We start from the raw sequence: 23,762 nt of genomic DNA on the forward strand, positions 1-23,762 counted from the left end.
ACAAGAGTTTGTTATTTTTTCTGACAAGCGCCTCGCATTTGACAAGCAGAAGACATTTTTCACATAATGAATCACCATGACCCGCAGGAAGGAGAGAGAATTATGAACAGCATCCCCTCTATTGTCAGCAGACATCAAGCATTTTTCGCGGCAGGGCATACGAAATCAATTGACTCAAGACTGGACGTCTTAAAGAAATTGAAACACACCATCAAAGCGTATGAAGCAGACATCACAGCCGCTCTCTATCAGGATCTTCACAAATCTGAACAAGAAGCATACTCAACGGAAATCGGCATCGTTCTGGAGGAAATCAGCTTTGTGATGAAACGTCTGAAAAAATGGGCCAAGCCGAAAAGAGTTAAAACGCCATTGACCCATATCGGTTCCAAAAGTGTCATTATCCCCGAGCCGTATGGCACCGTCTTGGTGATTGCGCCATGGAACTATCCCTTGCAGCTGGCGCTTTCTCCATTGATCGGAGCCGTTGCGGCCGGAAACACGGTCGTTCTCAAACCTTCAGAATATACGCCAGCTGTTTCGGCTGTTCTTTCCGATCTCATCCGCGACGTTTTTCCGGATCATTATGTCGCTTTGTCGGAAGGCGGGCCGGACATCAGCACAGCTTTATTACAGCAGCCGTTCGACTACATATTTTTTACAGGAAGCGTCGCCATAGGAAAAGTTGTCATGGAAGCGGCGGCCAAACAATTAATCCCTGTCACCTTAGAGCTCGGAGGCAAAAGCCCCTGCATCGTGCATAAGGATGCCGACATCAAGCTTGCCGCCAAACGCATCGTCTTCGGGAAATTTACGAATGCGGGCCAAACCTGCATCGCACCGGATTATTTGCTCGTTCACGAAGACATCAAAACAGTGCTTGCGGAAGAAATGAAGCGTGTCATTGGCGAGTTTTACGGACCGCAGCCCGAACTGAATCCGGCTTATGGCAAAATCGTCAGTGAACGCCACTATCAGCGGCTGCTGAGTTTTCTGAAAGACGGCGTCGCGTTAAGCGGCGGCCAAGCCGATCACAGGCACCACAAAATAGCGCCGACCATCCTCGATCAAGTCACAGATGATTCCCCTGTAATGCAAGAGGAAATTTTCGGACCCATTCTTCCGCTGTTTACATATCACGGCATCGATGAAGTCATTGAAAAAGTCAAGTCGCGTCCCAAGCCGCTCGCCCTGTATGTGTTTACGACAAACCAAACAATTGAACGAGAGGTATTAGAAAACCTGTCGTTTGGCGGCGGCTGTGTCAACGATACGTTAATGCATGCCGCGACACCGTATTTGCCATTCGGCGGCGTGGGAGCAAGCGGAATCGGCAGCTATCACGGATTTGACAGCTTTAACACATTTACGCACAAAAAAAGCGTCGTCAAGCAAACGAACCGCTTCGACTTCGCTTTCCGTTATCCATCCTCCAAAAATGGCTTGCGTTTGATTCGAAAAATACTCAAATAAAAAAGCGCAGGCCATCTGCGCTTTTTATAAATCCTTTATACACCAATCAATCGGAGCCTCACCCATTTTCTCCAAGAAGGCATTCGCCCGTGAAAATGGCCTGCTGCCAAAAAATCCGTTTCTTGCTGAGAACGGGCTGGGATGCGTCGATTCAATAATAAAATGCTTGGACGTATCGATCCGTTCTTTTTTCATTTGGGCATGCCGGCCCCACAATATAAAGATGATCGGCCGCTCTCTTTCATTCAGCACGTCAATCATCCGGTCAGTCAGCCGCTCCCAGCCTTTTCCCTTATGGGAATTCGCCTGTCCGCGCCGCACCGTAAGCACGGTATTCAGCAAAAGAACCCCCTGCTTCGCCCAGCTGACGAGCGACCCGTGATTCGGTATGCTGCAGCCGATATCATCCTGAAGCTCGAGAAAAATATTTTTTAATGAAGGCGGCTGCTTCACGCCCGGCTTTACGGAGAAGCTTAAGCCTTGCGCCTGTCCAGGCCCGTGATACGGATCTTGGCCGAGAATGACCACCTTGACATCATCGTACGGCGTATAGTGCAGCGCATTAAAGATATCGCGGCTGTCCGGATAGACCGTCTCCTCCATGTATTCCCGCTTCAGCATTTCTCTCAGCTCTTGATAATACGGTTTTTCAAACTCTTCCTTCAGCTGTTCCCACCAGCTGTCCTGTAAAAGCTGTTTCAAGATGCAAACCTCCTTACGAACGATGAAGTCTGGAATAGACAGGTTTGCCATCCCAAACAATCTCACTTTGTGCTTCCCGTCTCTTCATGTCAGGCTCTTCAAGCAGGACGGCAAAGTTTTTCGTCGGCAGTTCCCCTAGTCCGTGCTTCTCGCTTAAACGATCCAAATATTGCTTCCGCTTGGCGCCAAGGTCTGCGGACTGATTGTCTCCCGCGTCACTGAATGCATATATCACACTGGCACAAGGCACACGCTTGACCCGGTAATCCTTCGCTGCACGCAAGTAAAAATCCCAGTCCCAATAATTATGCACATCAGCATCGAAATACCCGATCTCATCGTGCAGGAAACGTCTGTACATGCTGCCCGACGGCACGTAGGTCGAGAACACTCTCATATCCTCATAGTCAGCGGTATAAGCAAACAATTTCCGTGACACTGGATATCTTGTTCCGTTTTTCTCTTCAAACGAAACAATTTCGGCATCAGAATGAACAAAATCTGCCGTTTCCATTTCTTTCGCCATTCTTTCCAGATGGCCCGGCGTGAAGAAATCATCATCATCACAAAGCATGATACAGTCGCCTGACACCTCTTTGACACCCGCATTTCTCGCGGCCACATGGCCTGAGTTCTTCTCTAAATCAATCACAACAATCGGCAGCTCCGGATACAGTGCTTTGGCCCGCTCAACCGATTCCCCGGCATCATTGACAATAATGACTTCATACGGCTTCATAGTCTGCTGCGAAATCGACTCCAGCAGCTCGCACAAAGCCGGAATCCGATTATAGGTCACAATTACGATAGAAATCTTCATGATGCTCTCCTTCTCATTTTCATAGTCATGTACTATTAAAACATATATTGGACGGGAGATCAGTGGGAAGATCCTACCGAACTGTGAAATGGAAACTATAGAAACAGCAATGTGACGCCCACCAGAAGCACCATAATCAGCATCAGATCTGCGCATACACGAACGACATCTTTCAGGCGGACGCCATTCGGCAGGACGAGATGCCACAGCTTCGATTGATAGACCGGCAGCAGCACCAATGCGTAAGAAAGGCACAAAAAAGTGAAGGCCGGCGGAACAAAAGCACAGCCTGCATCGTCCCAATCCCTCACAATTTCAGAAACACTCGTTCCATCTGACAAAAACAAACCAATCAGCAAGGCCAGCAGAACAAAGGACCCCAATTGAACATCAAACAGACGCATGCGTTGATGGCAAGCAAGCCTGAGTGCCAAAAACCAGCCTAGAGAATAGAAGAATAATAGAAAAAAGATTGCACCAGCAGTAAAAACAACATCTGGCAGCCTATCGAGCAAAAAAACAAGCGGTACGGACACAGCCATAACCAAAAGCATGGAGGCACCCACAAACAAAAATACAGCTACATGAATAACAAAACCATATAAACAAGAGCCGAGTCTCATGACAATCCCCCTCATTACATAGAAATTCTATGTATATACCTAAAAAATCAGGCAAGCTGGCGCCTGCCAAAATAACAGCCTATTCGCCCGCACGCCGGAAATAACAGCGTAGCACAAGCACACGCCCCTATAAACCAAGGTGTCAGCAAGGATTGAAACAGCGCAGCAGGAACGAGATCAAACAGAAAAACAAACATAAAAATAACGTTCGGCACCATGGAAATAAGAATCGTATGTAAAACAAGCCGTTCACCGCGTTGCCCGAACTCCCTGACACCTTGGTACCCAATCAGCACCCAATAGAGAATATAAGCAGCTAAAATCAGCCACACTGAAACAGAAATGCCTTTCCACACTGCATGAACAAAGGAAGATTCTAACCATGCATGCAATGCCGTAATGGTAATACCTGCTGCAAATAAAGCATTATTGCAGAAAAGATGGAATAATAAAAACGTACGGGCGGATACAGGCTGTTCTTTCTGAAAGGAAGATACAATCTCATCCGGTGTGCCAAACTCCTGAAGCAAACATTCCATGGCTTCCGCCTCACTCTTCCCCTCTTGAATGGAGTGAAACAAGTGGTGGTCAATATGGTTTTCGATCTCTTCGGTCATCGCTTCACAATCAGAAACCCCTTTAAGCCCGTTTTTCACTTTATATAAATAAGTCTCTTTATCCATTCTGTCCGCCCCGCTTCAGCATTCGGTCCATCATAGCTGAAAACACGCTCCATTCCTTTGTGCGCTCTGCAAGAATCTCTCTGCCGTCTTCTGTAATCCGATAATACTTACGATCCGGCCCTTTCTCCTGCTTCTCCCAATAGGAAGAAATATATCCTTGCCGTTCAAGTTTATGAAGGGAAGGATACAATGTTCCCTCTTTCATCTGCAGTTCATGATCGCTGCGGCTTCCCATCTCTTTTACAAGCTCATAGCCATACATCGGCCTCTCATTCAGGAGCGTTAATACCAATATCACAGTGCTGCCTTTAATCAGCTCACGATTTAACATGACAAAACCCCTACCTAGTTTTCTTATGTAGCATTTTACGAAATCACCCTGATATTGTCAATTGATTCCTATAAACCTTTCATATTGTGATAAGCAGAAAATCTAACTATAATGAGATATAAAACATTGATGGAGGTTCAACACATGTCTATGCATAAAGCACTCACGATTGCCGGCTCCGATTCCAGCGGCGGCGCGGGAATTCAAGCTGATTTAAAAACATTTCAAGAAAACAACGTATACGGGATGACGGCCTTAACGGTGATCGTCGCGATGGACCCAAACAACAGCTGGGACCATCAAGTCTTTCCGATCGATCCTGACACGATTCGCGCCCAGCTCGCAACGATTGTAGACGGCATCGGTGTGGACGCCATGAAAACAGGAATGCTGCCAACCGTTGACATTATTGAGCTTGCTGCGAAAACGATCAAGGAAAAACAACTGCAAAACGTCGTGATTGATCCGGTTATGGTTTGCAAAGGGGCAAATGAGGTCCTTTATCCAGAGCACGCGCAAGCCCTGCGTGAACAATTGGCACCGCTCGCTACCGTGATTACACCAAATCTGTTCGAAGCCAGCCAGCTCAGCGGCATGGGCGAATTAAAAACGATTGAAGACATGAAAGAAGCGGCGAAAAAAATCCACGCCCTCGGTGCTCAATATGTTGTGATTACAGGCGGAGGCAAGCTGAAGCACGAAAAAGCTGTAGACGTTCTGTATGACGGAGAAACAGCGGAAGTCCTTGAAAGCGAAATGATTGATACGCCTTATACACATGGCGCCGGCTGTACGTTCTCCGCAGCGGTGACAGCAGAACTCGCAAAAGGTGCGGAAGTCAAAGAAGCGATTTACGCGGCGAAAGAATTTATTACTGCTGCGATTAAAGAGTCCTTCCCGCTGAATCAGTATGTCGGACCTACGAAGCATTCAGCATTGCGCCTGAATAAGCAATCATAAGCGTAACAGGCTGCCTTATAAAGAGGCAGCCTGTTTTTGTTTTCAATCTTACACATTGGGACGCTCTGTCGCATTGCATTTCACATCTTCGTAACCGCCCGCCTCAAAAATGTCTATATCACAAGAGTCTTCGTGCGTTTCATCTGCCGCTTCCATACTTGAAAGTAGTCCTCTTTTACAACAGAAAAAACTGCCGATCACATCGGCAGCCTGTTTATTTGGTTTTTAAATTGTTCGCAGATGACCTCAAAAATGTTTCTATCGACTGAACAAAAAGTGCATATTCCTTCATTTGTTCATATGCCCTTGAAAGGGTTTCTGCCGCTTCACTATGCGGCGATGTTCCCCGTAGCATTTTTTTCAGCTGAAGAAGCACATCCTTATATTCTTCCCGCTTATCCTCAACATGATCCGCAGCCTTTTCTAAACATTCCGGTGTTATCTTCTGTTCATGTATATTCAAGAAAACAACTCCTTTTACAGAAAAAAATAGTAGGTTATCGTTGAAGAATAGCACAGATGGCACAGATTTCACATAAGAAAATAGGAGGATTTTCTACATAAGTGTCCAAATTCCGATTTTCATTTCAGATTTTCCATTTGATTTCGCTGTCACTTCATCATTTCCCGGGAAAGGAAAATATCTCGCACTGAATACCTCTTCCCCATGATTGATAAAGACTTCCACTGATGACGCGTCGATAAACATGTGTACTGTGTGCAGATTGCTGATTCGGCAATGTCTCGCTTCTGTTCTTGTGCCGTCAAAGCTTGTGCGCGTCAGCGTGATAAGCCCTTCTTCCTTCTGAAAAGAGAATGTGGCAGTGGCGCGGATATTGATTTCAAAACCAGACTCCGTATTAATGTCTTCAATCAAAATCTCAGCTCTGTCAGGATTTTCAACTGGCAGCGTACCAGACGATCCATACATGTTGATTTGAACTTCCTGCCCATTTTTCCGCATCGCTTTCAGCTCAGGAAGCGGCTGCTGAATCAGCTTCTCCCCTGATAGCGTCAGCTGTCTCGGCAGCGTCATGCAGTGAATCCAGTGATAATCTTTCGTCGGATGATCCTTCTCATCCTGATCAGGTACAGCCATCCACGCAAACAGTATCCGGCGTCCCTGATCGTCTTCAAGTGTTTGCGGCGCGTAAAAATCAAAGCCTTGATCAAGCTCCGTAAACGCAGCATGCATCAGCCCCGTTTTTTCATAATCAAGCCGGCCTACAAAATATCCGGATTGATACACATTTTGATAATGATAGCCGTCAGCTTCAAGTCCTTGGGGCGAGACAATCAGCACTTCGGAGCCTTGAAGAGAAAACAGGTCAGGGCACTCCCACATATACCCGAAACCGTTCAGTCCGTTGAGCCCGGCACCTGTTATCGGGCCGAGAAACGCCCATTCTGTCAGGTTATCGGAAGTAAACAAAACAGCTTGGCCTTTCATGTTCTCCGTTTGTGCACCGATCACCATATACCATTTTCCTTCATGCTCCCACACCTTCGGATCGCGAAAATGAGCTGTATAGCCTTCCGGAAGGCGGGCGACAACCCCTTTTTTCTCAAAGGTCAGCCCATCATCCGATACAGCAAGGCACTGATACGTTTCCCGATTCCCATCCTGATCCATGACATTTCCTGTGTAAAACAGATAGAGCCGGTCATCTTTGACAACAGCGCTGCCCGAGTAGCAGCCGTTTTTATCAAACCAATCACTCGGAGCCAGCGCAATCTCTTCCCGCTTCCAATTCACAAAGTCGCGTGTCGTATAATGCCCCCAAAACTTTGCGCCGTGCCCCGTCTGAAACGGCTGCCACTGAAAAAACAAATGATAGACTCCTTTCCAATACACAACGCCATTTGGATCATTCAGCAAACCAACCGGAGGCATGATGTGAAAGTGCTGGCGGTGCGGATCGCTGTCAGCGATATGTTCTTTTTTCTCAACTTCTTCATAAGCCCGGCGACGCAGCTCCTGATCATGTGCCGTCATTTTTTTCTCTCCTCATCTTCGTTAATTTTCATGACAAACGCCGCAATGAATGCTGATACTGCTGCAATAACCATTCCAATCATATAGTTTACTAGATTTCCAAAGCCAAACGGTGCTGCAATGGCGATCATCGGAATGCCTGTTAACCCGTAAGCGTTTGCAGAAACATGTGTAAATACGACATACGCGCCGCCCAACGCGCCCCCGATCATCGCGGCGATAAACGGCTTCCGGTATCGAAGGTTCACCCCGAAAATGACGGGCTCAGTAATACCAAGAAAAGCAGAAAATGCCGCCGGAAGAGCGATTTCCTTCGTTTTTGCCTTTTTCGCTAAAAAGAAGACGGCAAGGCCTGCCCCGCCTTGGGCGACATTCGCCATAGACCAAATCGGCAATAAATAGTTCCTGCCAATATCTGAAATAAGCCCCGCCTCAATCGCATGGAAGCTGTGATGAACACCTGTCAGGACGATCAGTGAATAGGTGCCGCCGAAAAGCAGGCCTGCGACAAAACCGGCATGATCGTACACATATGTTAAAGCAACAGTAATACCGGAGCCAAGCGCTCTTCCTAGAGGACCGATGGCAATAAATGCGACAAAACCGGTGACAATGACAGTAACAAAAGGCGTAACAAGCAAATCGACCGCATGCGGAACCACTTTTCTTGTCCATTTCTCTACCTTGCTCATGACATAAACAGCCAGCAGAACAGGGATGACGGTTCCCTGATAACCGAGAAGCGCGATATCAAACCCGAAAAGATGCATATAATCAGGTGACGCTTCCGCCAGACCCCATGGATTCAAAAGAGTGGGGTGTATCATGATTCCCCCGATGACCGCTCCTAAATACGGATTGCTTCCAAACTCTTTTGAAGCGCTGACCCCGATCAAAATCGGCAGAAAGATAAATGCCGCGCTTGAAAACATATCGAGGAGCTGCAGCAGTGCAGAGTCCTTACTCATCCAATGAAAGGCATTGATCATTCCCAATAACCCCATTAACAGGCCGCTGGCTACGATGGCTGGAATGATCGGAACAAAAATATTCGAAAGCGTTTTCGCAAATCTCGCCGCAGGGTTCAGTTTCTCTTTAGCAGCATCCTGGTGATTCACATGTTCTTCACGCTCTACATCGGCTTCCTTAGAAAAAGCGTCATACACTTTATTGACAAGGCCAGTTCCAAAAATAATCTGGTATTGGCCTGAACTGCTGAAAGCGCCTTTGACGCCTTCAAGCTCTTCTACTTGCGATTGGTCAATCTTTGATTCATCCCTGATCACTAAACGCAGCCTTGTCGCACAATGAGCCGCGCTGATGATGTTTTCTTTTCCTCCGAGAAGCTCAATGAGGCGTTTTGCAGTCTCTTTGTAATCCATCTGTTTCTCCCCCTTTTATAAACAAAAAAGACCTAAAATTCGCCAACGAAGAAAGGACACAGCGATCCTTTTTCATTTACGCAAATTTTAGGTCTTGCCTGCTTTACCAGTCACAATCCCGCTTATTCGAATGAAGAATACGCTTTCATCATAATTGATGACAGCGTTTTCGTCAACTGTTTTTTTAGATAAAAAGTGATGTAAAACATTTAGACAAAAAGTCGTAAATATTAATTGTGAAACATTTCACAATATCATGCTATACTATGCTCATCTCTCAAAGAAAGCAGGAAAAGACAATGGAAACTCAAGCACTGCAAAAGGTTGAACAGTATGCTTTAAGAAAACAAAACATATTCGTTTCAAGCAAAATCCGTTATTTGCTCAGATCCATTTTAGCCAGCATGTTTATCGGTTTTGGCATTACAGCCGCAAGCAAAACAGGCAGCTATTTCTCTATTGCCGACTCACCGTTTGCCTTTCCGGCTGCCGCTGTGACATTTGGAGCTGCTATTGTATTAATTGCCTACGGTGGAGGGGATTTATTCACCGGCAACACCTTTTATTTCACTTATACCGCACTCCGGAAAAAAATCCGCTGGCGTGACACCCTGTACCTGTGGATTTTCAGCTATACCGGCAATTTGATCGGAGCCGTTTTGTTTGCGATTCTTATCAGTGCAACCGGGCTTTTTGAGGGGGCATCCCATTCCTTTTTGATTCATCTGGCAGAGCACAAGATAGAGCCGCCTGCCTCAGAGCTGTTTTTCCGAGGAATGCTGTGCAATTGGCTTGTATGTCTCGCTTTTTTCATTCCGATGTCTCTCAAAGGAGAAGGGGCAAAGCTGTTTGCCATGATGCTTTTCGTTTTCTGCTTTTTTATTTCCGGTTTTGAACACAGCATTGCCAATATGTGCACATTTGCGATCTCACTTTTGATCGATCACCCTGATACAGTCACCCTGGCGGGAGCAGTCAGAAACTTAATCCCTGTTACACTCGGCAATCTGGCCGCAGGAATTGTGATGATGGGCTGGATGTATCACACGCTGAATGCCGATCAATAAAAAAACTTCCAGAGATCACTCCCTGCAAGTCAAAGCGGTTATTCCGAGAGATCTTGAAGACGCTGGACATGCAGCGTGATATAGCCGGCCTCGGACTCCGGCAAATGTAATTGATATTCATTTTTCAGAAACTCCGCCAGCTCCAGCGCACATTGATAGGCAAATGAATACTTTTTTTGGATGAAATAAAGCATCTCTTCGTCCATGGCATGAAACGCTTCATTTGATTCCAACCGGCTGACCGCGTATCGCAAATGCGTGACAAGGCGTTGATAGGAAATGCTGTTTTCATCCACCTTTCGATTAAAGTAGTTTTCTATTTTCTCTATCATTTCTTTTATCATCGTCGTATGCTTCAGCGCTGAATACATACTCTCTGCATCCATCTTTGCCGTATGGATGTGAAGGGCAATATAACCCGCTTCATCTTCAGGCAGAGACACGCCCAATGTCTCTTTTACATGTCCGATCGCCCACAGGCCGATCTCGTATTCTTTTTTATAGAGCGCCTTTATCTCATGCAATAATTTATTTTGCACAAGCAGCCCATTTTGAATCCTTTCGATCGCAAAGGACAAATGGTCAGAAAGCGCGATATGAATATGGTCGCTCAGCGGCGCCGCGAGCTCCCCTTCCGCATAGCTGATGATATCCTCAGCTATGTCAATATGCTCCTCAGGCAGTGTTTGCAGGATTTGTTTAAACTTTTCATTCTCGTCGTGCACGACAAAAATCTTTTCTACTTTATTCATAGGGATGAGATCATTTTTCTTTTTTTGAAAAGCGATGCCCGGACCCATAACGATTTTTTCCTGATCATCCTCTTTGATTAAAGCCGCATTGTTGTTTAATACCTTATAGATTTTCAAGAGGCTCTCTCTCCCGCCAATTAGCTTTTATGACTGGGATTTTACCTCCTTTTGACCGCCATGTAAAGCTGCGGGCCGGCCCTCTCCTGCTTTGGCGATTCCTTGAAGGCTTGCAGACATCTTCTTTTATAGAGAGCGGCGGCTTTCGCTTTCTGTTTTTCCTCGTCATTCACAGCCATCCGCCATTCATAAAACGAAACCAGTCCTGCGGCTTGCACCGCCGCTTTTCTTTGATATGTACGCTGAGCCGAATAAATAGCGGCAGCCGCATGTTTTCGGTCCGGCGCCACCCAGTTCATCAAAAAGACCATCCACACCCGTAAAGATACAAGCAAACGTTTCATAAAAAACATCCCTCCGCTTCTTTTGGCAGGCAGCCTTTTTAGCAGCCCGTTTTTTCAGCCGCAGCTCACAGGAAAAGACGGCCGATTTCTTTTCTCGCAAACTAGCAGCTCTAGCAAAACTCATGACTCTATGATAGACCGTGGAAAGAGAATTCTTTGTCACAATATGAGTGAAAAAACAAACTAGTTTTAAGAAGTTTTGTTGAAAGCTGAAAGAAATGAAATGAAAATTGGAGAACCGCTTTAAAAAGTTTATACACAAGTTATCCCAAAGATAAGAACAACTTAATCACAAGAGATATCCACATGTCCACAAAGCCCAACTATATTTTGTATAAGAACATACATTCCCAACTATATATATATACATCTTTATTCACTTATACACAGGGTTCTGTGTATAACTCCTTCCTTATACACAACCAAAATCCAATAAATGGTCCAAATGACACAAGGATTTTTTTGAATTTTCAAGAAATATATACTAGACATTCAACATTTTTCTAAACACAAAGGAGGAAACACATTGAAAAACGGGATTATTCGTTTTCTGCTTCTAGGTTTGGTTTTATTCTTTACGTTATCCACAGGCAGTACAGGTGTACAGGCAGCACCGGTTTCTTCAAAAGGATCGGCGGACCTGGAAAAGGCCGAGGTATTCGGTGATATTGACATGACAACAAGCAAACAAACAACGGTGATTGTGGAATTAAAAGAAAAATCCTTAGCAGAGGCGAAAGAAGCGGGAGTAAACCAAACGAAAAGCAAGCTCAAAAACGCCCGCTCAAAAGCAAAAAATAAAGCCGTGAAAGCGGTGAAAAATGGAAAAGTAAAACGAGAATATGAGCAGGTATTCTCCGGATTTTCTATGAAGCTTCCGGCTAATGAAATTCCAAAACTTCTAGCAGTAGACGACGTTAAAGCTGTGTACCCGAACGTCACTTACAAAACAGACAATATCAAGGAGAAAGACATCACCATCTCCGAGGACGCTGTCTCTCCGCAAATGGATGACAGCGCGCCATATATCGGAGCAAATGATGCATGGGATTTAGGCTATACAGGGAAAGGCGTCAAAGTGGCTGTTATTGATACAGGGGTTGAGTACAATCACCCTGATCTGAAGAAAAACTTCGGACAATATAAAGGATACGATTTTGTAGACAATGATTACGATCCGAAAGAAACACCGACAGGCGATCCAAGAGGCGGAGCCACTGACCATGGAACACACGTGGCCGGAACTGTCGCTGCAAACGGCACGATTAAAGGCGTAGCGCCTGATGCAACACTTCTCGCTTACCGTGTTCTCGGACCGGGAGGAAGCGGCACAACAGAAAACGTCATCGCCGGTGTAGAACGTGCAGTTCAGGACGGAGCAGATGTGATGAACCTGTCTCTCGGAAACTCGTTAAACAATCCGGATTGGGCGACGAGCACAGCGCTTGACTGGGCCATGTCAGAAGGCGTTGTCGCCGTTACATCAAATGGCAACAGCGGACCAAACGGCTGGACAGTGGGATCGCCAGGCACATCCAGAGAAGCGATTTCTGTCGGCGCAACGCAGCTTCCGCTCAATGAATACGCCGTCTCATTCGGCTCTTACTCTTCAGCAAAAGTCATGGGCTATGACAAAGAAGAGGACGTCAAGGCGCTTCACAATAAAGAGGTTGAGCTTGTCGACGCTGGCCTAGGCGAAGAAAAGGACTTTGAAGGAAAAGATCTGAAAGGCAAAGTAGCACTCGTCAAACGGGGCAGCATTGCTTTTGTGGATAAAGCAGATAACGCAAAAAAAGCAGGCGCCATCGGCATGGTTGTGTATAACAACCTGTCCGGAGAAGTTGAAGCCAATGTGCCAGGCATGTCTGTGCCAACGATTAAGCTATCATTAGAAGACGGCGAAAAACTCATCAGCGCCATAAAAGCAGGCGAGACAAAAGCAACATTCAAGTTGATGGTCTCAAAAGCGCTCGGTGAACAGGTTGCCGATTTCTCATCCCGCGGCCCTGTGATGGACACGTGGATGATTAAGCCGGATATTTCCGCGCCAGGCGTCAATATTGTCAGCACCATTCCGACACATGATTCTGACAATCCATATGGCTACGGGTCAAAACAAGGAACAAGCATGGCATCACCTCATATTGCAGGAGCGGTTGCCGTCATCAAACAAGCTAAACCGAAATGGAGCGTTGAACAGATCAAGGCTGCCATCATGAATACCGCCGTCACATTAAAGGATGGCGAAGGAGAAGTATATCCGCATAACGCTCAAGGCGCAGGCAGCGCAAGAATTATGAACGCGATCAAAGCCGACTCGTTCGTCACACCGGGAAGCTACTCGTACGGCACATTTTTGAAGGAAAAAGGAACCGAAACGAAAAAAGAAACCTTTACAATTGAAAACCAATCTTCCATTAGAAAATCATACACGCTAGAATACTCATTTAACGGAAGCGGCATTTCCACATCCGGCACAAGCCGTGTTGTGATTCCGGCTCATAAAACCGGAAAAGCCACTGCAAAAGTAAAGGTCGACACAAAGAAAACAAAAGCAGGCACCTATGAAGGAACAGTCATCGTTAGAGAAGGCGGAAAAACCGTCGCCAAGGTTCCTACATTGCTGATCGTAAAAGAGCCGGATTATCCGAGGGTAACGTCTGTCTCAGTTAATGAGGGCTCTGAACAAGGCACCTATGAAATTGAAACCTACCTTCCTGCGGGAGCGGAAGAGCTGGCATTCCTCGTCTATGACAGCAACCTTGACTTTGCAGGCCAAGCAGGTATTTATAAACATCAAGATAAAGGCTATCAGTACTTCGACTGGGACGGCACGATCAATGGGGGTACAAAGCTTCCAGCCGGTGAATATTATATGCTCGCCTATGCAGCCAACAAAGGCAAATCAAGCCAGGTTCTGACCGAAGAGCTGTTTACTGTTGAATAAAAAGCAGCCCTGCCGAGAAACATCGGCGGGGCTTTTTTCATGCAGGCTTTAGCGGCTTCATGCCTCAGCAAACGCCTCCTGTAAAAGGCGATAAGAATGAAGTTTATCCTCAAATCGGTTCGTAATGGTTACCGCCATGATTTCCTCTGTACCATAAGCCTTGCTCAAGGACACCAGCTGTTCCTTGACCTGTTTTTTCGTACCGACAATCATTCGGTTTCTGTTATCAGCTATTCGTCTTTGTTCATAAGGAGAGTACGTATTTTGCCGGACAGCTTCATAATCAGGAACGCCTTCTAAAGGAATGCCCTGCTCACCCGCCAAGAGAGTAAAATCAAGCACTGCCCCCAGCTGCTCCGCTTTCTCTTCTGTATCCGCACATAGAACAAAAACAGCAACTGCCGCCCGAGGTGTTTCTCCTAACACAGACGGCTTAAATCGTCTCATATATTGTCTGACCGTATCCTCCCCGCCCTCGCCATTGATAAAATGGGCAAACATATAGCCGGCACCCGATTCAGCGGCGAGCAGCGCGCTTTCTCCAGATGAACCGAGCAGCCACACATCAGGCGCAGTTGAAATATGCGGTGCAGCCGTTAAATTAGGAAACCGGTGACTGTCATCCGCCAAATCATGCAAATACATCGTCAGCTCCTTGATTTGCTGCGGATACTGATCGGCATTGCGTTTCCCGCCGTCATTCAGCGCCCAAGATGCAATCGGCATTCCTCCCGGCGCTCTGCCTAGGCCGAGATCAATTCTTCCCGGTGTCAGCCCCTCCAGCACACGGAAATTCTCAGCTACTTTATAGGCACTGTAGTGCGGCAGCATGACACCTCCTGATCCCACCCTGATCCGGTTCGTTTTCGCCGCAATGTGGCTGATCAGCACCTCTGGACTGGACCCTGCCAGACGCTTTGAAAAGTGATGCTCTGAAACCCAAAATCTCTTATACCCAAGATCCTCAGCCGCCTGAGCAAGCTCAACGGTTTCCCGTAATGCCGTTTCTGCAGAGCTTCCCTCGGACACCGGAGATTGATCTAATATACTTAATGATAACATCCCTACCACCTCGTCCTCATCGTATCACTGATCCATTATTTTTTCTTCTAAGCCGCTCACACTGTTCATCAGTGTCCCCCGATCAATCGTCATTTATTTGTGTCAGCTTGTCTCTATTTGTCGGAATATGTTACACGTGAAACATAAAAACCTCTCCGCCAGCGGAGAGGTTTCACATTTAGTTCTTATTAAAGCCTTTTTTCTTCACATATTCATTTAAGTACGTACGCGGTTTCTGCTTCATAAAGTTCAGAATTTGGTCAGACCACGTTTCTACCCGCTGACCGTTTGTTCTTTCTCTATAATAATCAGAAATGGTTTTGTCATATGCACTCATATGTTCACGAAAATCATCGTCATTCACGTTATAGGTATTTTCATGATATACAGCCTGCTTCGGCAATCTCGGTTTTTTGCCGGATAGGTTGGCAGGGTGTCCTACAGCCAGGCCAAAAAGCGGGAGCACATGGTCAGGCGTTTGCAGCACCTCTGTCACCTTGTCCAGTTCATTTCGAATGCCTCCGATATAGCAAATGCCAAGCCCCATTGATTCTGCGGCGATGCTCATATTTTGAGCCGCAAGTGCAGCATCAATTAAACTGACCATAAACATTTCCGTATTTTCCAGCAGCTCAGAAATATGTTCGCCTTTTTCTTCAGCCAGTTTTTGATGACGGTACAAGTCCGCACAAAACACAAAAAAGTGCCCGTTATTTTCTACATAAGGCTGATTCCCCGCAAGCACAGACAGCTCACGTTTTTTCTCCGGATCGGAAACACCGATAATCGAATAAGCCTGTACATAGCTGGATGTAGGCGCAGCCTGCGCGCTTTTCACTAATGTATCAATTTCCTCAGCTGTCAGAAGCTGATCAGTAAAAGATCGGATCGACCGATGGTTTAAAATGGTTTCAATTGTGTTGTTCATCACAAGGACCTCCTTATCTGTTTATCATATCCCAAAAAAAGTGAAGTCAAAAGTGAAATGCTCTGAAACAAAAAAGACAGCCCTTTAAAGGCTGTCTGCATTTTATGAATTAAACAAATAACTTCTGTATCTCGTCAACTGGACACTTGCATTATACACAATCCCGAAGCCGATCAGCGTGGAAAGTGTAGAGCTTCCCCCGTAGCTGACAAACAGCAACGGAATCCCGGTAACAGGCATAATACCGATGTTCATTCCGATATTCTGGAATGTGTGAATCACTATTAACGCCGTATAGCCAACGCAAAAGAAAGAAGCGAAACGGTTAAACGGATGTATTTTATCAATCAGAACGACAAGCCTATAGATTAAGAAGAAGAACATGATGACGACAAAGGCACAGCCTAAAAATCCAAAGGATTCACCTATTATAGAGAAGATGAAGTCAGTTGTACTTTCTGGAACATAAACCTTTAAATCAGAAATGCCATTTCCTAAAATACCACCAGAACCTATAGCCATGATAGCTTGATCAACTTGCCACCCGCTATCATCATTCTGTGTGTCATTTGAATCAGAAACCCAAGAAGTAACCCTCTTAATTTGATACTCCTGTATTCCGACTGATTTAGCAGCGTCGGGAAAGTTTATCATTACTAATAAAATTAATGAAATGAGTAAGATACCTGAACCAGCAATGATTGTTATCAGTTTCCAATTGATCCCTGACATAAAAACCATTACAAGAACGATAAACATACATATTCCCGCAGTCCCAGCATCTTGCATCAGGATAAGACCAACAGGGATAACTGCGACACCCGCAATCTTTAATAAAAGGTGAACATCATCTCTAAGCGTCCGAACTCCTTTAGGGTTAGCTTTTCCGATGACTGACGCAATCATCATAATCAAACCAACCTTCATGAACTCTGACGGCTGTATGGTTATTCTCCCAAACCTAAACCAACTTTTTGCGCCTTTAATGACAGGTGCGATGGACTCAGGACTGATCTTAAGAATAATCAAAGATAAAATACCAATGATAAAAATATATAAACTTAATTTTTCAAGCTGTTCTAAATCAAAGTACAAAAGCACTGTGATCGCAATAGCACCCAAAAGATAAAACACAAGTTGCTGTATCCAATCTTTGTTTCCATACTGCCCAAATTGACCGGCAGCATAAATTGATACTACACTTATAATAAAAAACACACCAAATATAAAAATCAAATCCCCCTGATAAAAGGGGCTTTGCTGTTTCTTATATCGACTCATTCTATCCCGCCTTACATTTTCATCGGAAAATCACTAATGTTTATTATACATGAACCACGTTCAAGATGACACGTGAAGCTCGTTTCCTTTTTTGTTTTTTGCGCGCATTTGCGGCGCTTTTTCAGCTACACGAAATATGACGTATCATAAACCGAAATGTTTCGATTGACACAAAACTTTTCAAATGAAAAAACCCCCTTTGTAAAAAGGGATTAAAAGAAATCCATTAGAAATGGAGACCTTGGCTGTAAGACGTCATCAAGCCTTTTAATTTCCGACAGTGGTCCTTTTATCATGCCTGTTTCGTAAAGGAAACGAGCACTACGTGCGCCGAGGAAGAAGGCGGTTAAAGAAGATATGTTGCATTCTATTAGATGGCCAGACGAATCTTCGGGGATATTCTGCACCCGCTGAGAGTCAATGCGGAAGGTTTGTTGATTCCACGGGGCCCATTGATCCGTTACCTTAAAGTCAAAGGGCGCAGTTAACCGAGATTTTGGATACTCCCGCAAAAAACCTTCAACATCAACGATGCGCGCCATACTGTAAGGATATATCTCTTGTTTGATCCGGGGCTCGGCGGTTAAAAAATCAAGCTCTTCTTCCATTCTTACAGTCAATTCCACTTCATTCAGCATCGAATCATGCTGGCAAATAAAATTCCACAAACCTCTCTGTGCTTCTCTGTTCAAATAGACAAATTCCACTACTCGCATCGCTTTGTTTTTGATGTCATACACAAGATATCCACAGGGTACTCCCTCTCCAGAGAAATACACAGCCTTCATTCCATGGATCTTCTCTTTCCAATGCTCCTTTGAACGCTTCAACAACCCATTGTGCGTTTTTCTGTATTGATTGTAGATGGTATTCACTGTATCTGTTTCATCTTTTTGAATCCTTCTCATGTACCCTGGGGCGTCGGCTAGCTTTTGCAGCTGTCCTTTAAGATAGGTCAGACGTTTTTGATAGAAACAGAGCTCCCAGCCAAACTTGCGATAAAAAGAGATCAGGAATGGATGCAAAAAACTGATGGTTTGGTTTTCTTTCTTCATGATCGATAAAGCGTTTAGGATTAGCTCCTTTACGGTTCCTTTTCTTCTGTCTTCAGGCCAGGTTGCCACCCCGGCAATACCGCCCATCTTTATCTCCTGCTCCTCCAGCATGACAGAAAAGGGAACCATGTGAAGCTTAGAGAGGAGCTTCTCTTGTTCTTTGATTCCGATGATGTAATGGTTCTCTAAAGCTTTTACTTTCTCTTCTCGTTCCTCATCACTGAGTTCTTTCTGAAAAGCATATTCAGACATGCGAATCACTTCTCTCCAGTCTTCTCTTTCAAGCTTTATTACATCATACATCTACATCCCCCCCTGTTTTAAAAAGAAAGCTCCGTACATTCTCCTATCATACGAACCTTTAAAAATAAGACGATAGTTCTAACACATTTTTACGAAATCACGTATCAATTTCTGGAAAACATGGTATAATAATTGTAACAAAATGTTCACAAAACAACCATAAAACAGACACAATTCATTTCCTCTACTTCATTTTTGTAAACGCTGTCACAAAATGAAAGGAGACGGGTATGATGGACATGTTTTTTGCTTATTTATTGGTTGCCAGTGCTACTCCCCTCTTTATTTGGCTCGATAACAAAAAAGTCGCACTCTCTGCTATTCCGCCAATTATTTTAATGTGGGTATTCTTCTTCTTTTACGCAACAGAAAGCCTTTCTCCACTCGGACACACTCTCATGATTATCCTGTTTGCCGTCAACGTCATTGTCGCTCATATCGCGGCCTTTATCATTTATGGCCTTCCTTACCTTCGCAGAAAGCGAAGCAGCAGCTGAAACAGCAAAAAACCCTCTTCTAACGAAGAGGGTTTTTGCTTATTCGTTGTGGCCTGAGTGCTCTGAGTGTTCAGCGCCTCCAGGAGGATTTCCGTCCATGTGGTCACCGTGATGATAGTGAGCCGCGAAAATCCAGATGGATCCAAGCACGATAACGATCGCGCCGAAGAATCCGAACAGCGTGTTTCCGACTTGGATACCGCCGTTTTCGCTCTCTGTCATATGCATGAACATGAGAAGCTGGAGCGCCGCCTGAATGAAGGCGAAGCCGAAAATGATCCAAAGTTTTGCTGATGAGCTCAAGTCAGTATACACTGCAACCCATAGAGCCAGCAGGGTCAAAACAATAGACAGTGCAAAACCTACAATGTGCTTCCATGGAAAGTGACTGTGTTCAGCAGATTTGTTTGCCATTTTACAGACCCCCCAATCCCATGAGATAGACACCTGTAAAGATGAAAATCCATACAACATCTAAGAAGTGCCAGTACAAGCTTGAGATAAAGATTTTAGATGAAGTTTGCGGAGTTAAGCCGCGTTTCTTCAACTGAATCAGAATTCCTGTAATCCAGAAAATACCGATTGTTACGTGAGTTCCGTGAGTTCCTAGTAAAACAAAGAATCCAGACCAGAACGCACTTGTACCGAGAGATGCTCCTTCATGTACATAGTGGACAAACTCGTTGATCTCACAACCGACGAAGCCGGCGCCGAGAAGAAGAGTAATAATTGTCCAAATGACTACGCCTTTTAAACTTCCGCGGCGCATTTCATGAACAGCGATCCCACAGGTAAAGCTGCTGATAAGCAGCAAGAACGTCATAATCATTACCAGATTCACTTCAAACAGTTCGTCCGGTAAGACACCTCCTGCTGTTCTGTTTTGAAGAACGAAGAAGGTTGCAAATAGTGTTGAGAACAACACAATTTCTGCCCCTAAAAAGATCCAAAACCCGAGAATATTAAGTCTGCCGGTTTCAGATTGATATTCCATAGGCGCGTTAGAATTGCCGTGTTCTGCATGTTCCATAACTCACGCCTCCTTATTCGGAAATCTTTCTTTCCGTCTCTTTTATTTCATCAACACTAACGTAGTAGCCATTGTCGTATTCGAATGAACGCAGAACCATGCAGAGCAGGACTCCGATCAATCCGACTACGCCCATCCAGTACCATTCAAAGACAAGTCCAAAGCCGGCGATACCGAAGGCAACAGACATAAAGAACGGTCTGCCTGAGTTGCTTGGCATATGGATTTTCTTGAATTTGCTTTCAGGGTATAATTCAGTTTTTTCTTCCTTCATATGCAGGAATGCATCTTGAGACTTGACTTCAGGAAGCACCGCAAAGTTGTAGTGCGGCGGAATCGCAGATGAAGTCGCCCAATCAAGCGTACGTCCCACACCCCATGAATCTCCGCTGATTTCACGCGTAGAGTAACGGAAGCTGTAGTAGATGTTATAGCAAAGGATTAAGAATCCTACACCCATCATGAAAGCTCCGACTGTTGAGATAAAGTTCAATGTTGTCCAGCCGTCATTCGGTCCGTATGTGTAAATACGGCGAGGCATGCCTTGAAGCCCCAAGAAATATTGCGGGAAGAAACAAATATTGAACCCGATCATAAAGATCCAGAAGAACCATTTTCCGATTTTTTCGTTCAGTTTGTGGCCGAACATTTTTGGATACCAGAAAATAAATCCTGCGAAACAAGCAAATACAGTACCCGCGATCAGCACGTAGTGGAAGTGAGATACCAGGAAGTACGTATTATGGTATTGATAATCCGCTGCTGCCATCGCAAGCATAACCCCTGTAACCCCGCCGATAACGAAGTTAGGAATGAACGCAAGCGCCCACAGCATAGGCGTTGTAAAGCTGATTCGGCCTTTATACATGGTAAAGAGCCAGTTAAAGATTTTAACCCCGGTCGGAATCGAGATTGCCATTGTCGTAATTGAGAAGAATGAGTTAACGGACGCACTGTTCCCCATTGTGAAGAAGTGGTGAGTCCAAACTAAGAAACTCAATACGGAGATGGCGATAATAGAACCGACCATCGCTTTGTAACCAAACAGTTGTTTTCTTGCAAAGCTTGAGATAATTTCTGAGAAAATACCGAACGCCGGAAGAATAACGATATACACTTCAGGATGTCCCCAAATCCAGAACAGGTTGGCCCAAAGCATCGGCATACCGCCTGCTTCCAGTGTGAAAAAGTGAGCGCCGAACAAACGATCAAATGATAATAGTGCTAAAGCTACTGTAAGCACAGGGAAAGCAAACACGATAATAACCATTGTGATCAGTGTTGTCCAAGTGAACATTGGCATACGCATCAGTGTCATGCCTTTTGTTCTCATTTTTAAGATTGTGACCATAAAGTTGATCCCTGTCATCAGGGTACCGATACCGGCAATCTGAAGTCCGAGGAGGTAGTAGTTCTCACCCGGCCCAGGGCTCATGTCGTTACTTGCAAGCGGCATATAACTTGTCCAGCCTGCGTTCGGAGAACCTCCGATAACGAAAGAAATATTGAAAAGCATAGCCCCTACGAAGAACGTCCAGAAGCTCAGGTTGTTCAAGTAAGGAAATGCAACGTCGCGAGCACCGATTTGAAGAGGTACAACAACGTTAATAAGACCGATTAAAAACGGCATCGCCATGAAGATAATCATGATCGTACCGTGAGTTGTAAAAATTTCATTATAGTGGTTTGAGTCTAAAAAACTGTTATTCGGAAGCGCTAGCTGGGCACGCATCATCAAACCGTCGACACCGCCGCGGAATAACATAATTACAGCAGAGATAATATACATGATTCCGAGTTTTTTGTGGTCAACAGTTGTTATCCATTCAGACCAGAGCCATTTCCATTTCTTGAAGTAGGTAAGTACAACAATGATGGCGATGGTAGATAGTGCAATGGAAACTTGTGCGCCCAGAATTAATGGGTCACCTGTTACAAAAAATTCATCCCATTTAAATTTCATGCGGGCTTCCTCCTTTCCTGATCAATATCATTCTTCTGTATCATCAGACTTCTTAAATTCATTTTCCTTTACGTTTTCAAACGGATCTGTTTTAGAGTGCGGTGAAACGGCTTGATAGCCAAGGCGTTTGCGGGCCTCCATCGCGTATTCTGCGTCTTGTCCGTGATCAACGTATTTTAAGTGAGTAGAAGAGAACGTTAATTCGTCCACATTTTCAGGAAGCATCAATTGATCATACTTCTCTTTTGTCAGCTTAGGAGCCTCATTTTGAGTCTTTTTCACCCAGCTGTTAAAGTCTTTTTCTGTTACAGCATTCACATCAAACTCTTGGTCGGCAAAATGTTCACCTGTGAAGTTCGCGTTGCGGCCTTCATAAGTTCCCACTTCATCAGCCTGTAAGTATTGATCCATCAGCATTCCTGCCATCGCGTATTTTTGTCCTCCAAGCTGAGGAATCCATAGCGATGCCATTGAATCTGCAGATGAGATTTTAAACAAGATCGGGCGGTCGACAGGAATGTTTAAGTAGTTGACCGTTTCAATATCCTGTTCAGGGTAGCTGAATACCCATTTCCAGTCTACCGAAGTAGCGTAAACAACAAGAGGCTCTTTATCCTTTGTTGCTTCAGGAGCTTTTTCTAACGAATATATCGTCTGTACGGTTGGCACAGAAAGTGCGATGACGATTAAAATTGGGATCACTGTCCAGACTACTTCTAAGAACGTGTTACCGTGAATTTCTGGGTTATAAGATCCATTATCTTTGCCTTTACGGTCGCGGTATTTTACTAAAATAATGGTAAATAGAACAAAGACGACCCCGACGATAAACAGCATAAATCCGATAGATAACAGGATTAAATCACTTTGCTGATCAGCCACAGGCCCTTTCGGATCTAGTACTGAGGCATTGCTGCATCCCCCAAGGACGAAAACCACAGTTAACAGCGCTAATACAAGTAACGGTTTTATTGCTCTGAACAAGAAGATCACCATCCTTCCTATTGATGTAATAAATCTGAAGTGCATACTTCCTCAAAATCTTTTCTCTACTTTGTTATGCTATCAAAAACTTCACTTATTAGCTTTATTTTTTTATAAACTTCAGCCCATTTTCGCTTAAATGTCATAAAATCGACAAAAATTGCTCCAACTTTATTCATATCTATCGCTTAAGATGAAAAGTTTCTAGTTATTTCCGCATATAAGTAAAGAAAGATGATGAAGAACTAATTCTACTGACAAATAAAGGTTTACCACAATAAAAAACCAAGGTCAATCAAAAATTTCATTTTGTTAAACTTTCTACAAGGGAATTAATTTTTCCTTGCCTAGCATCTTTTCACACGATTACCATTTTAACGCAACCAATATTGAAAGAAAAGGCTGAATAGAGCGGCGATATGCTCTGAACTGATCCCGCTTTTTTATTAGCACATTCAATTG

General features: G+C 44.7%; 23 protein-coding genes. 5 read left to right on the forward strand and 18 right to left on the reverse strand.

Going from position 1 to position 23,762, the window contains the following annotated elements:
- Nucleotides 1–102 precede the first annotated feature (102 nt).
- Nucleotides 103–1,473, forward strand: a complete 1,371-nt coding sequence (locus P3L57_RS19010) for an aldehyde dehydrogenase (protein ID WP_069486755.1) — start codon at nucleotides 103–105, stop codon at nucleotides 1,471–1,473.
- A 24-nt stretch (nucleotides 1,474–1,497) separates the two neighbouring features.
- Here the strand turns inward: P3L57_RS19010 and P3L57_RS19015 are convergent, their stop codons facing one another.
- From P3L57_RS19015 to P3L57_RS19035, 5 genes are all read right to left on the reverse strand, one after another.
- Nucleotides 1,498–2,175 (reverse strand): uracil-DNA glycosylase, encoded by a 678-nt coding sequence (locus tag P3L57_RS19015; RefSeq protein ID WP_024123272.1) that lies wholly within the window; start codon nucleotides 2,173–2,175, stop codon nucleotides 1,498–1,500.
- A gap of 13 nt (nucleotides 2,176–2,188) precedes the next feature.
- Nucleotides 2,189–2,995, reverse strand: a complete 807-nt coding sequence (locus tag P3L57_RS19020) for a glycosyltransferase family 2 protein (protein WP_044159906.1) — start codon at nucleotides 2,993–2,995, stop codon at nucleotides 2,189–2,191.
- 95 nt (nucleotides 2,996–3,090) lie between these two features.
- Nucleotides 3,091–3,618 (reverse strand): hypothetical protein, encoded by a 528-nt coding sequence (locus P3L57_RS19025; RefSeq protein ID WP_059335190.1) that lies wholly within the window; start codon nucleotides 3,616–3,618, stop codon nucleotides 3,091–3,093.
- Nucleotides 3,619–3,665: 47 nt separating this feature from the next.
- Entirely contained in the window at nucleotides 3,666–4,301 is a 636-nt protein-coding gene (locus tag P3L57_RS19030) for a permease prefix domain 1-containing protein (protein WP_059292283.1), read from the reverse strand.
- The gene (locus P3L57_RS19035; protein ID WP_044159912.1) at nucleotides 4,294–4,632 is read right to left on the reverse strand and encodes a PadR family transcriptional regulator; all 339 of its coding nucleotides are present in this window, start codon (nucleotides 4,630–4,632) and stop codon (nucleotides 4,294–4,296) included. The genes P3L57_RS19030 and P3L57_RS19035 overlap by 8 nt, the downstream gene beginning before the upstream one ends.
- Nucleotides 4,633–4,776: 144 nt before the next feature.
- Between P3L57_RS19035 and P3L57_RS19040 the strand changes: the two genes are divergently transcribed.
- Nucleotides 4,777–5,592 (forward strand): bifunctional hydroxymethylpyrimidine kinase/phosphomethylpyrimidine kinase, encoded by an 816-nt coding sequence (locus tag P3L57_RS19040; protein ID WP_059292282.1) that lies wholly within the window; start codon nucleotides 4,777–4,779, stop codon nucleotides 5,590–5,592.
- Between the two features lie 214 nt (nucleotides 5,593–5,806).
- Here the strand turns inward: P3L57_RS19040 and P3L57_RS19045 are convergent, their stop codons facing one another.
- From P3L57_RS19045 to scrA, 3 genes are all read right to left on the reverse strand, one after another.
- Nucleotides 5,807–6,055, reverse strand: a complete 249-nt coding sequence (locus P3L57_RS19045; protein WP_024123279.1) for a hypothetical protein — start codon at nucleotides 6,053–6,055, stop codon at nucleotides 5,807–5,809.
- A gap of 93 nt (nucleotides 6,056–6,148) precedes the next feature.
- Nucleotides 6,149–7,588, reverse strand: a complete 1,440-nt coding sequence (sacA, locus tag P3L57_RS19050; protein WP_069486754.1) for a sucrose-6-phosphate hydrolase — start codon at nucleotides 7,586–7,588, stop codon at nucleotides 6,149–6,151.
- Nucleotides 7,585–8,970, reverse strand: a complete 1,386-nt coding sequence (gene scrA / locus P3L57_RS19055) for a PTS system sucrose transporter subunit IIBC (RefSeq protein WP_069486753.1) — start codon at nucleotides 8,968–8,970, stop codon at nucleotides 7,585–7,587. The genes sacA and scrA overlap by 4 nt, the downstream gene beginning before the upstream one ends.
- A gap of 299 nt (nucleotides 8,971–9,269) precedes the next feature.
- On the opposite strand from scrA, the gene P3L57_RS19060 reads away from it, so the two are divergent.
- Nucleotides 9,270–10,037, forward strand: a complete 768-nt coding sequence (locus P3L57_RS19060) for a formate/nitrite transporter family protein (RefSeq protein ID WP_044159917.1) — start codon at nucleotides 9,270–9,272, stop codon at nucleotides 10,035–10,037.
- 38 nt (nucleotides 10,038–10,075) lie between these two features.
- Here P3L57_RS19060 and sacT read toward each other — a convergent pair whose 3' ends face one another.
- Nucleotides 10,076–10,906, reverse strand: a complete 831-nt coding sequence (gene sacT, locus P3L57_RS19065) for a sac operon transcriptional antiterminator SacT (protein ID WP_024123283.1) — start codon at nucleotides 10,904–10,906, stop codon at nucleotides 10,076–10,078.
- Between the two features lie 41 nt (nucleotides 10,907–10,947).
- Nucleotides 10,948–11,250, reverse strand: coding sequence for a hypothetical protein (locus tag P3L57_RS19070; protein ID WP_059292278.1), 303 nt, complete (start codon nucleotides 11,248–11,250; stop codon nucleotides 10,948–10,950).
- A 526-nt stretch (nucleotides 11,251–11,776) separates the two neighbouring features.
- On the opposite strand from P3L57_RS19070, the gene P3L57_RS19075 reads away from it, so the two are divergent.
- A complete protein-coding gene (locus tag P3L57_RS19075; protein WP_069486752.1) occupies nucleotides 11,777–14,197 on the forward strand; it encodes a S8 family peptidase in 2,421 nt (806 codons plus the stop codon).
- A 57-nt stretch (nucleotides 14,198–14,254) separates the two neighbouring features.
- Here P3L57_RS19075 and P3L57_RS19080 read toward each other — a convergent pair whose 3' ends face one another.
- From P3L57_RS19080 to P3L57_RS19095, 4 genes are all read right to left on the reverse strand, one after another.
- Nucleotides 14,255–15,259, reverse strand: coding sequence for an LLM class flavin-dependent oxidoreductase (locus tag P3L57_RS19080; RefSeq protein ID WP_069486751.1), 1,005 nt, complete (start codon nucleotides 15,257–15,259; stop codon nucleotides 14,255–14,257).
- Between the two features lie 178 nt (nucleotides 15,260–15,437).
- Nucleotides 15,438–16,187 carry an oxygen-insensitive NADPH nitroreductase gene (gene nfsA / locus P3L57_RS19085; RefSeq protein WP_044159920.1) on the reverse strand — a complete coding sequence of 250 codons (750 nt, stop codon included), beginning with the start codon at nucleotides 16,185–16,187 and terminating at the stop codon, nucleotides 15,438–15,440.
- A gap of 102 nt (nucleotides 16,188–16,289) precedes the next feature.
- Complete coding sequence (gene rodA, locus P3L57_RS19090; RefSeq protein WP_044159921.1) at nucleotides 16,290–17,468, reverse strand: cell shape-determining peptidoglycan glycosyltransferase RodA; 1,179 nt, start codon at nucleotides 17,466–17,468, stop codon at nucleotides 16,290–16,292.
- Nucleotides 17,469–17,680: 212 nt separating this feature from the next.
- Nucleotides 17,681–18,826 carry a GNAT family N-acetyltransferase gene (locus P3L57_RS19095; protein ID WP_059353324.1) on the reverse strand — a complete coding sequence of 382 codons (1,146 nt, stop codon included), beginning with the start codon at nucleotides 18,824–18,826 and terminating at the stop codon, nucleotides 17,681–17,683.
- A 230-nt stretch (nucleotides 18,827–19,056) separates the two neighbouring features.
- Between P3L57_RS19095 and ywcE the strand changes: the two genes are divergently transcribed.
- Nucleotides 19,057–19,323, forward strand: a complete 267-nt coding sequence (gene ywcE / locus P3L57_RS19100) for a spore morphogenesis/germination protein YwcE (protein ID WP_081638379.1) — start codon at nucleotides 19,057–19,059, stop codon at nucleotides 19,321–19,323.
- A 39-nt stretch (nucleotides 19,324–19,362) separates the two neighbouring features.
- On the opposite strand, the gene qoxD is transcribed toward ywcE, so the two are convergent.
- Genes qoxD through qoxA form a run of 4 tightly spaced genes read right to left on the reverse strand, consistent with a single transcriptional unit; the run spans nucleotide 19,363 to nucleotide 23,309 of the window.
- Nucleotides 19,363–19,737, reverse strand: a complete 375-nt coding sequence (gene qoxD / locus P3L57_RS19105; RefSeq protein ID WP_003222169.1) for a cytochrome aa3 quinol oxidase subunit IV — start codon at nucleotides 19,735–19,737, stop codon at nucleotides 19,363–19,365.
- Between the two features lies 1 nt (nucleotide 19,738).
- Nucleotides 19,739–20,353 carry a cytochrome aa3 quinol oxidase subunit III gene (gene qoxC, locus P3L57_RS19110; protein ID WP_003236031.1) on the reverse strand — a complete coding sequence of 205 codons (615 nt, stop codon included), beginning with the start codon at nucleotides 20,351–20,353 and terminating at the stop codon, nucleotides 19,739–19,741.
- 13 nt (nucleotides 20,354–20,366) lie between these two features.
- Complete coding sequence (qoxB, locus tag P3L57_RS19115; protein WP_010332354.1) at nucleotides 20,367–22,316, reverse strand: cytochrome aa3 quinol oxidase subunit I; 1,950 nt, start codon at nucleotides 22,314–22,316, stop codon at nucleotides 20,367–20,369.
- Between the two features lie 27 nt (nucleotides 22,317–22,343).
- Nucleotides 22,344–23,309 (reverse strand): cytochrome aa3 quinol oxidase subunit II, encoded by a 966-nt coding sequence (gene qoxA / locus P3L57_RS19120; RefSeq protein ID WP_081638380.1) that lies wholly within the window; start codon nucleotides 23,307–23,309, stop codon nucleotides 22,344–22,346.
- Nucleotides 23,310–23,762 lie beyond the last annotated feature (453 nt).

It is taken from the genome of Bacillus sp. B28 (assembly GCF_029536185.1).
Lineage (GTDB): Bacteria > Bacillota > Bacilli > Bacillales > Bacillaceae > Bacillus > Bacillus halotolerans.

What these genes read in the sequence shown, in the direction of transcription:
- P3L57_RS19010 (WP_069486755.1), top strand. Translation starts at nt 103, where the DNA reads ATGAACAGCATCCCCTCTATTGTCAGCAGACATCAAGCATTTTTCGCG.
- P3L57_RS19020 (WP_044159906.1), bottom strand. Translation starts at nt 2,995, where the DNA reads ATGAAGATTTCTATCGTAATTGTGACCTATAATCGGATTCCGGCTTTG.
- P3L57_RS19025 (WP_059335190.1), bottom strand. Translation starts at nt 3,618, where the DNA reads ATGAGACTCGGCTCTTGTTTATATGGTTTTGTTATTCATGTAGCTGTA.
- P3L57_RS19030 (WP_059292283.1), bottom strand. Translation starts at nt 4,301, where the DNA reads ATGGATAAAGAGACTTATTTATATAAAGTGAAAAACGGGCTTAAAGGG.
- P3L57_RS19035 (WP_044159912.1), bottom strand. Translation starts at nt 4,632, where the DNA reads ATGTTAAATCGTGAGCTGATTAAAGGCAGCACTGTGATATTGGTATTA.
- P3L57_RS19040 (WP_059292282.1), top strand. Translation starts at nt 4,777, where the DNA reads ATGTCTATGCATAAAGCACTCACGATTGCCGGCTCCGATTCCAGCGGC.
- sacA (WP_069486754.1), bottom strand. Translation starts at nt 7,588, where the DNA reads ATGACGGCACATGATCAGGAGCTGCGTCGCCGGGCTTATGAAGAAGTT.
- scrA (WP_069486753.1), bottom strand. Translation starts at nt 8,970, where the DNA reads ATGGATTACAAAGAGACTGCAAAACGCCTCATTGAGCTTCTCGGAGGA.
- P3L57_RS19060 (WP_044159917.1), top strand. Translation starts at nt 9,270, where the DNA reads ATGGAAACTCAAGCACTGCAAAAGGTTGAACAGTATGCTTTAAGAAAA.
- P3L57_RS19070 (WP_059292278.1), bottom strand. Translation starts at nt 11,250, where the DNA reads ATGAAACGTTTGCTTGTATCTTTACGGGTGTGGATGGTCTTTTTGATG.
- P3L57_RS19080 (WP_069486751.1), bottom strand. Translation starts at nt 15,259, where the DNA reads ATGTTATCATTAAGTATATTAGATCAATCTCCGGTGTCCGAGGGAAGC.
- nfsA (WP_044159920.1), bottom strand. Translation starts at nt 16,187, where the DNA reads ATGAACAACACAATTGAAACCATTTTAAACCATCGGTCGATCCGATCT.
- rodA (WP_044159921.1), bottom strand. Translation starts at nt 17,468, where the DNA reads ATGAGTCGATATAAGAAACAGCAAAGCCCCTTTTATCAGGGGGATTTG.
- P3L57_RS19095 (WP_059353324.1), bottom strand. Translation starts at nt 18,826, where the DNA reads ATGTATGATGTAATAAAGCTTGAAAGAGAAGACTGGAGAGAAGTGATT.
- ywcE (WP_081638379.1), top strand. Translation starts at nt 19,057, where the DNA reads ATGATGGACATGTTTTTTGCTTATTTATTGGTTGCCAGTGCTACTCCC.
- qoxD (WP_003222169.1), bottom strand. Translation starts at nt 19,737, where the DNA reads ATGGCAAACAAATCTGCTGAACACAGTCACTTTCCATGGAAGCACATT.
- qoxC (WP_003236031.1), bottom strand. Translation starts at nt 20,353, where the DNA reads ATGGAACATGCAGAACACGGCAATTCTAACGCGCCTATGGAATATCAA.
- qoxB (WP_010332354.1), bottom strand. Translation starts at nt 22,316, where the DNA reads ATGAAATTTAAATGGGATGAATTTTTTGTAACAGGTGACCCATTAATT.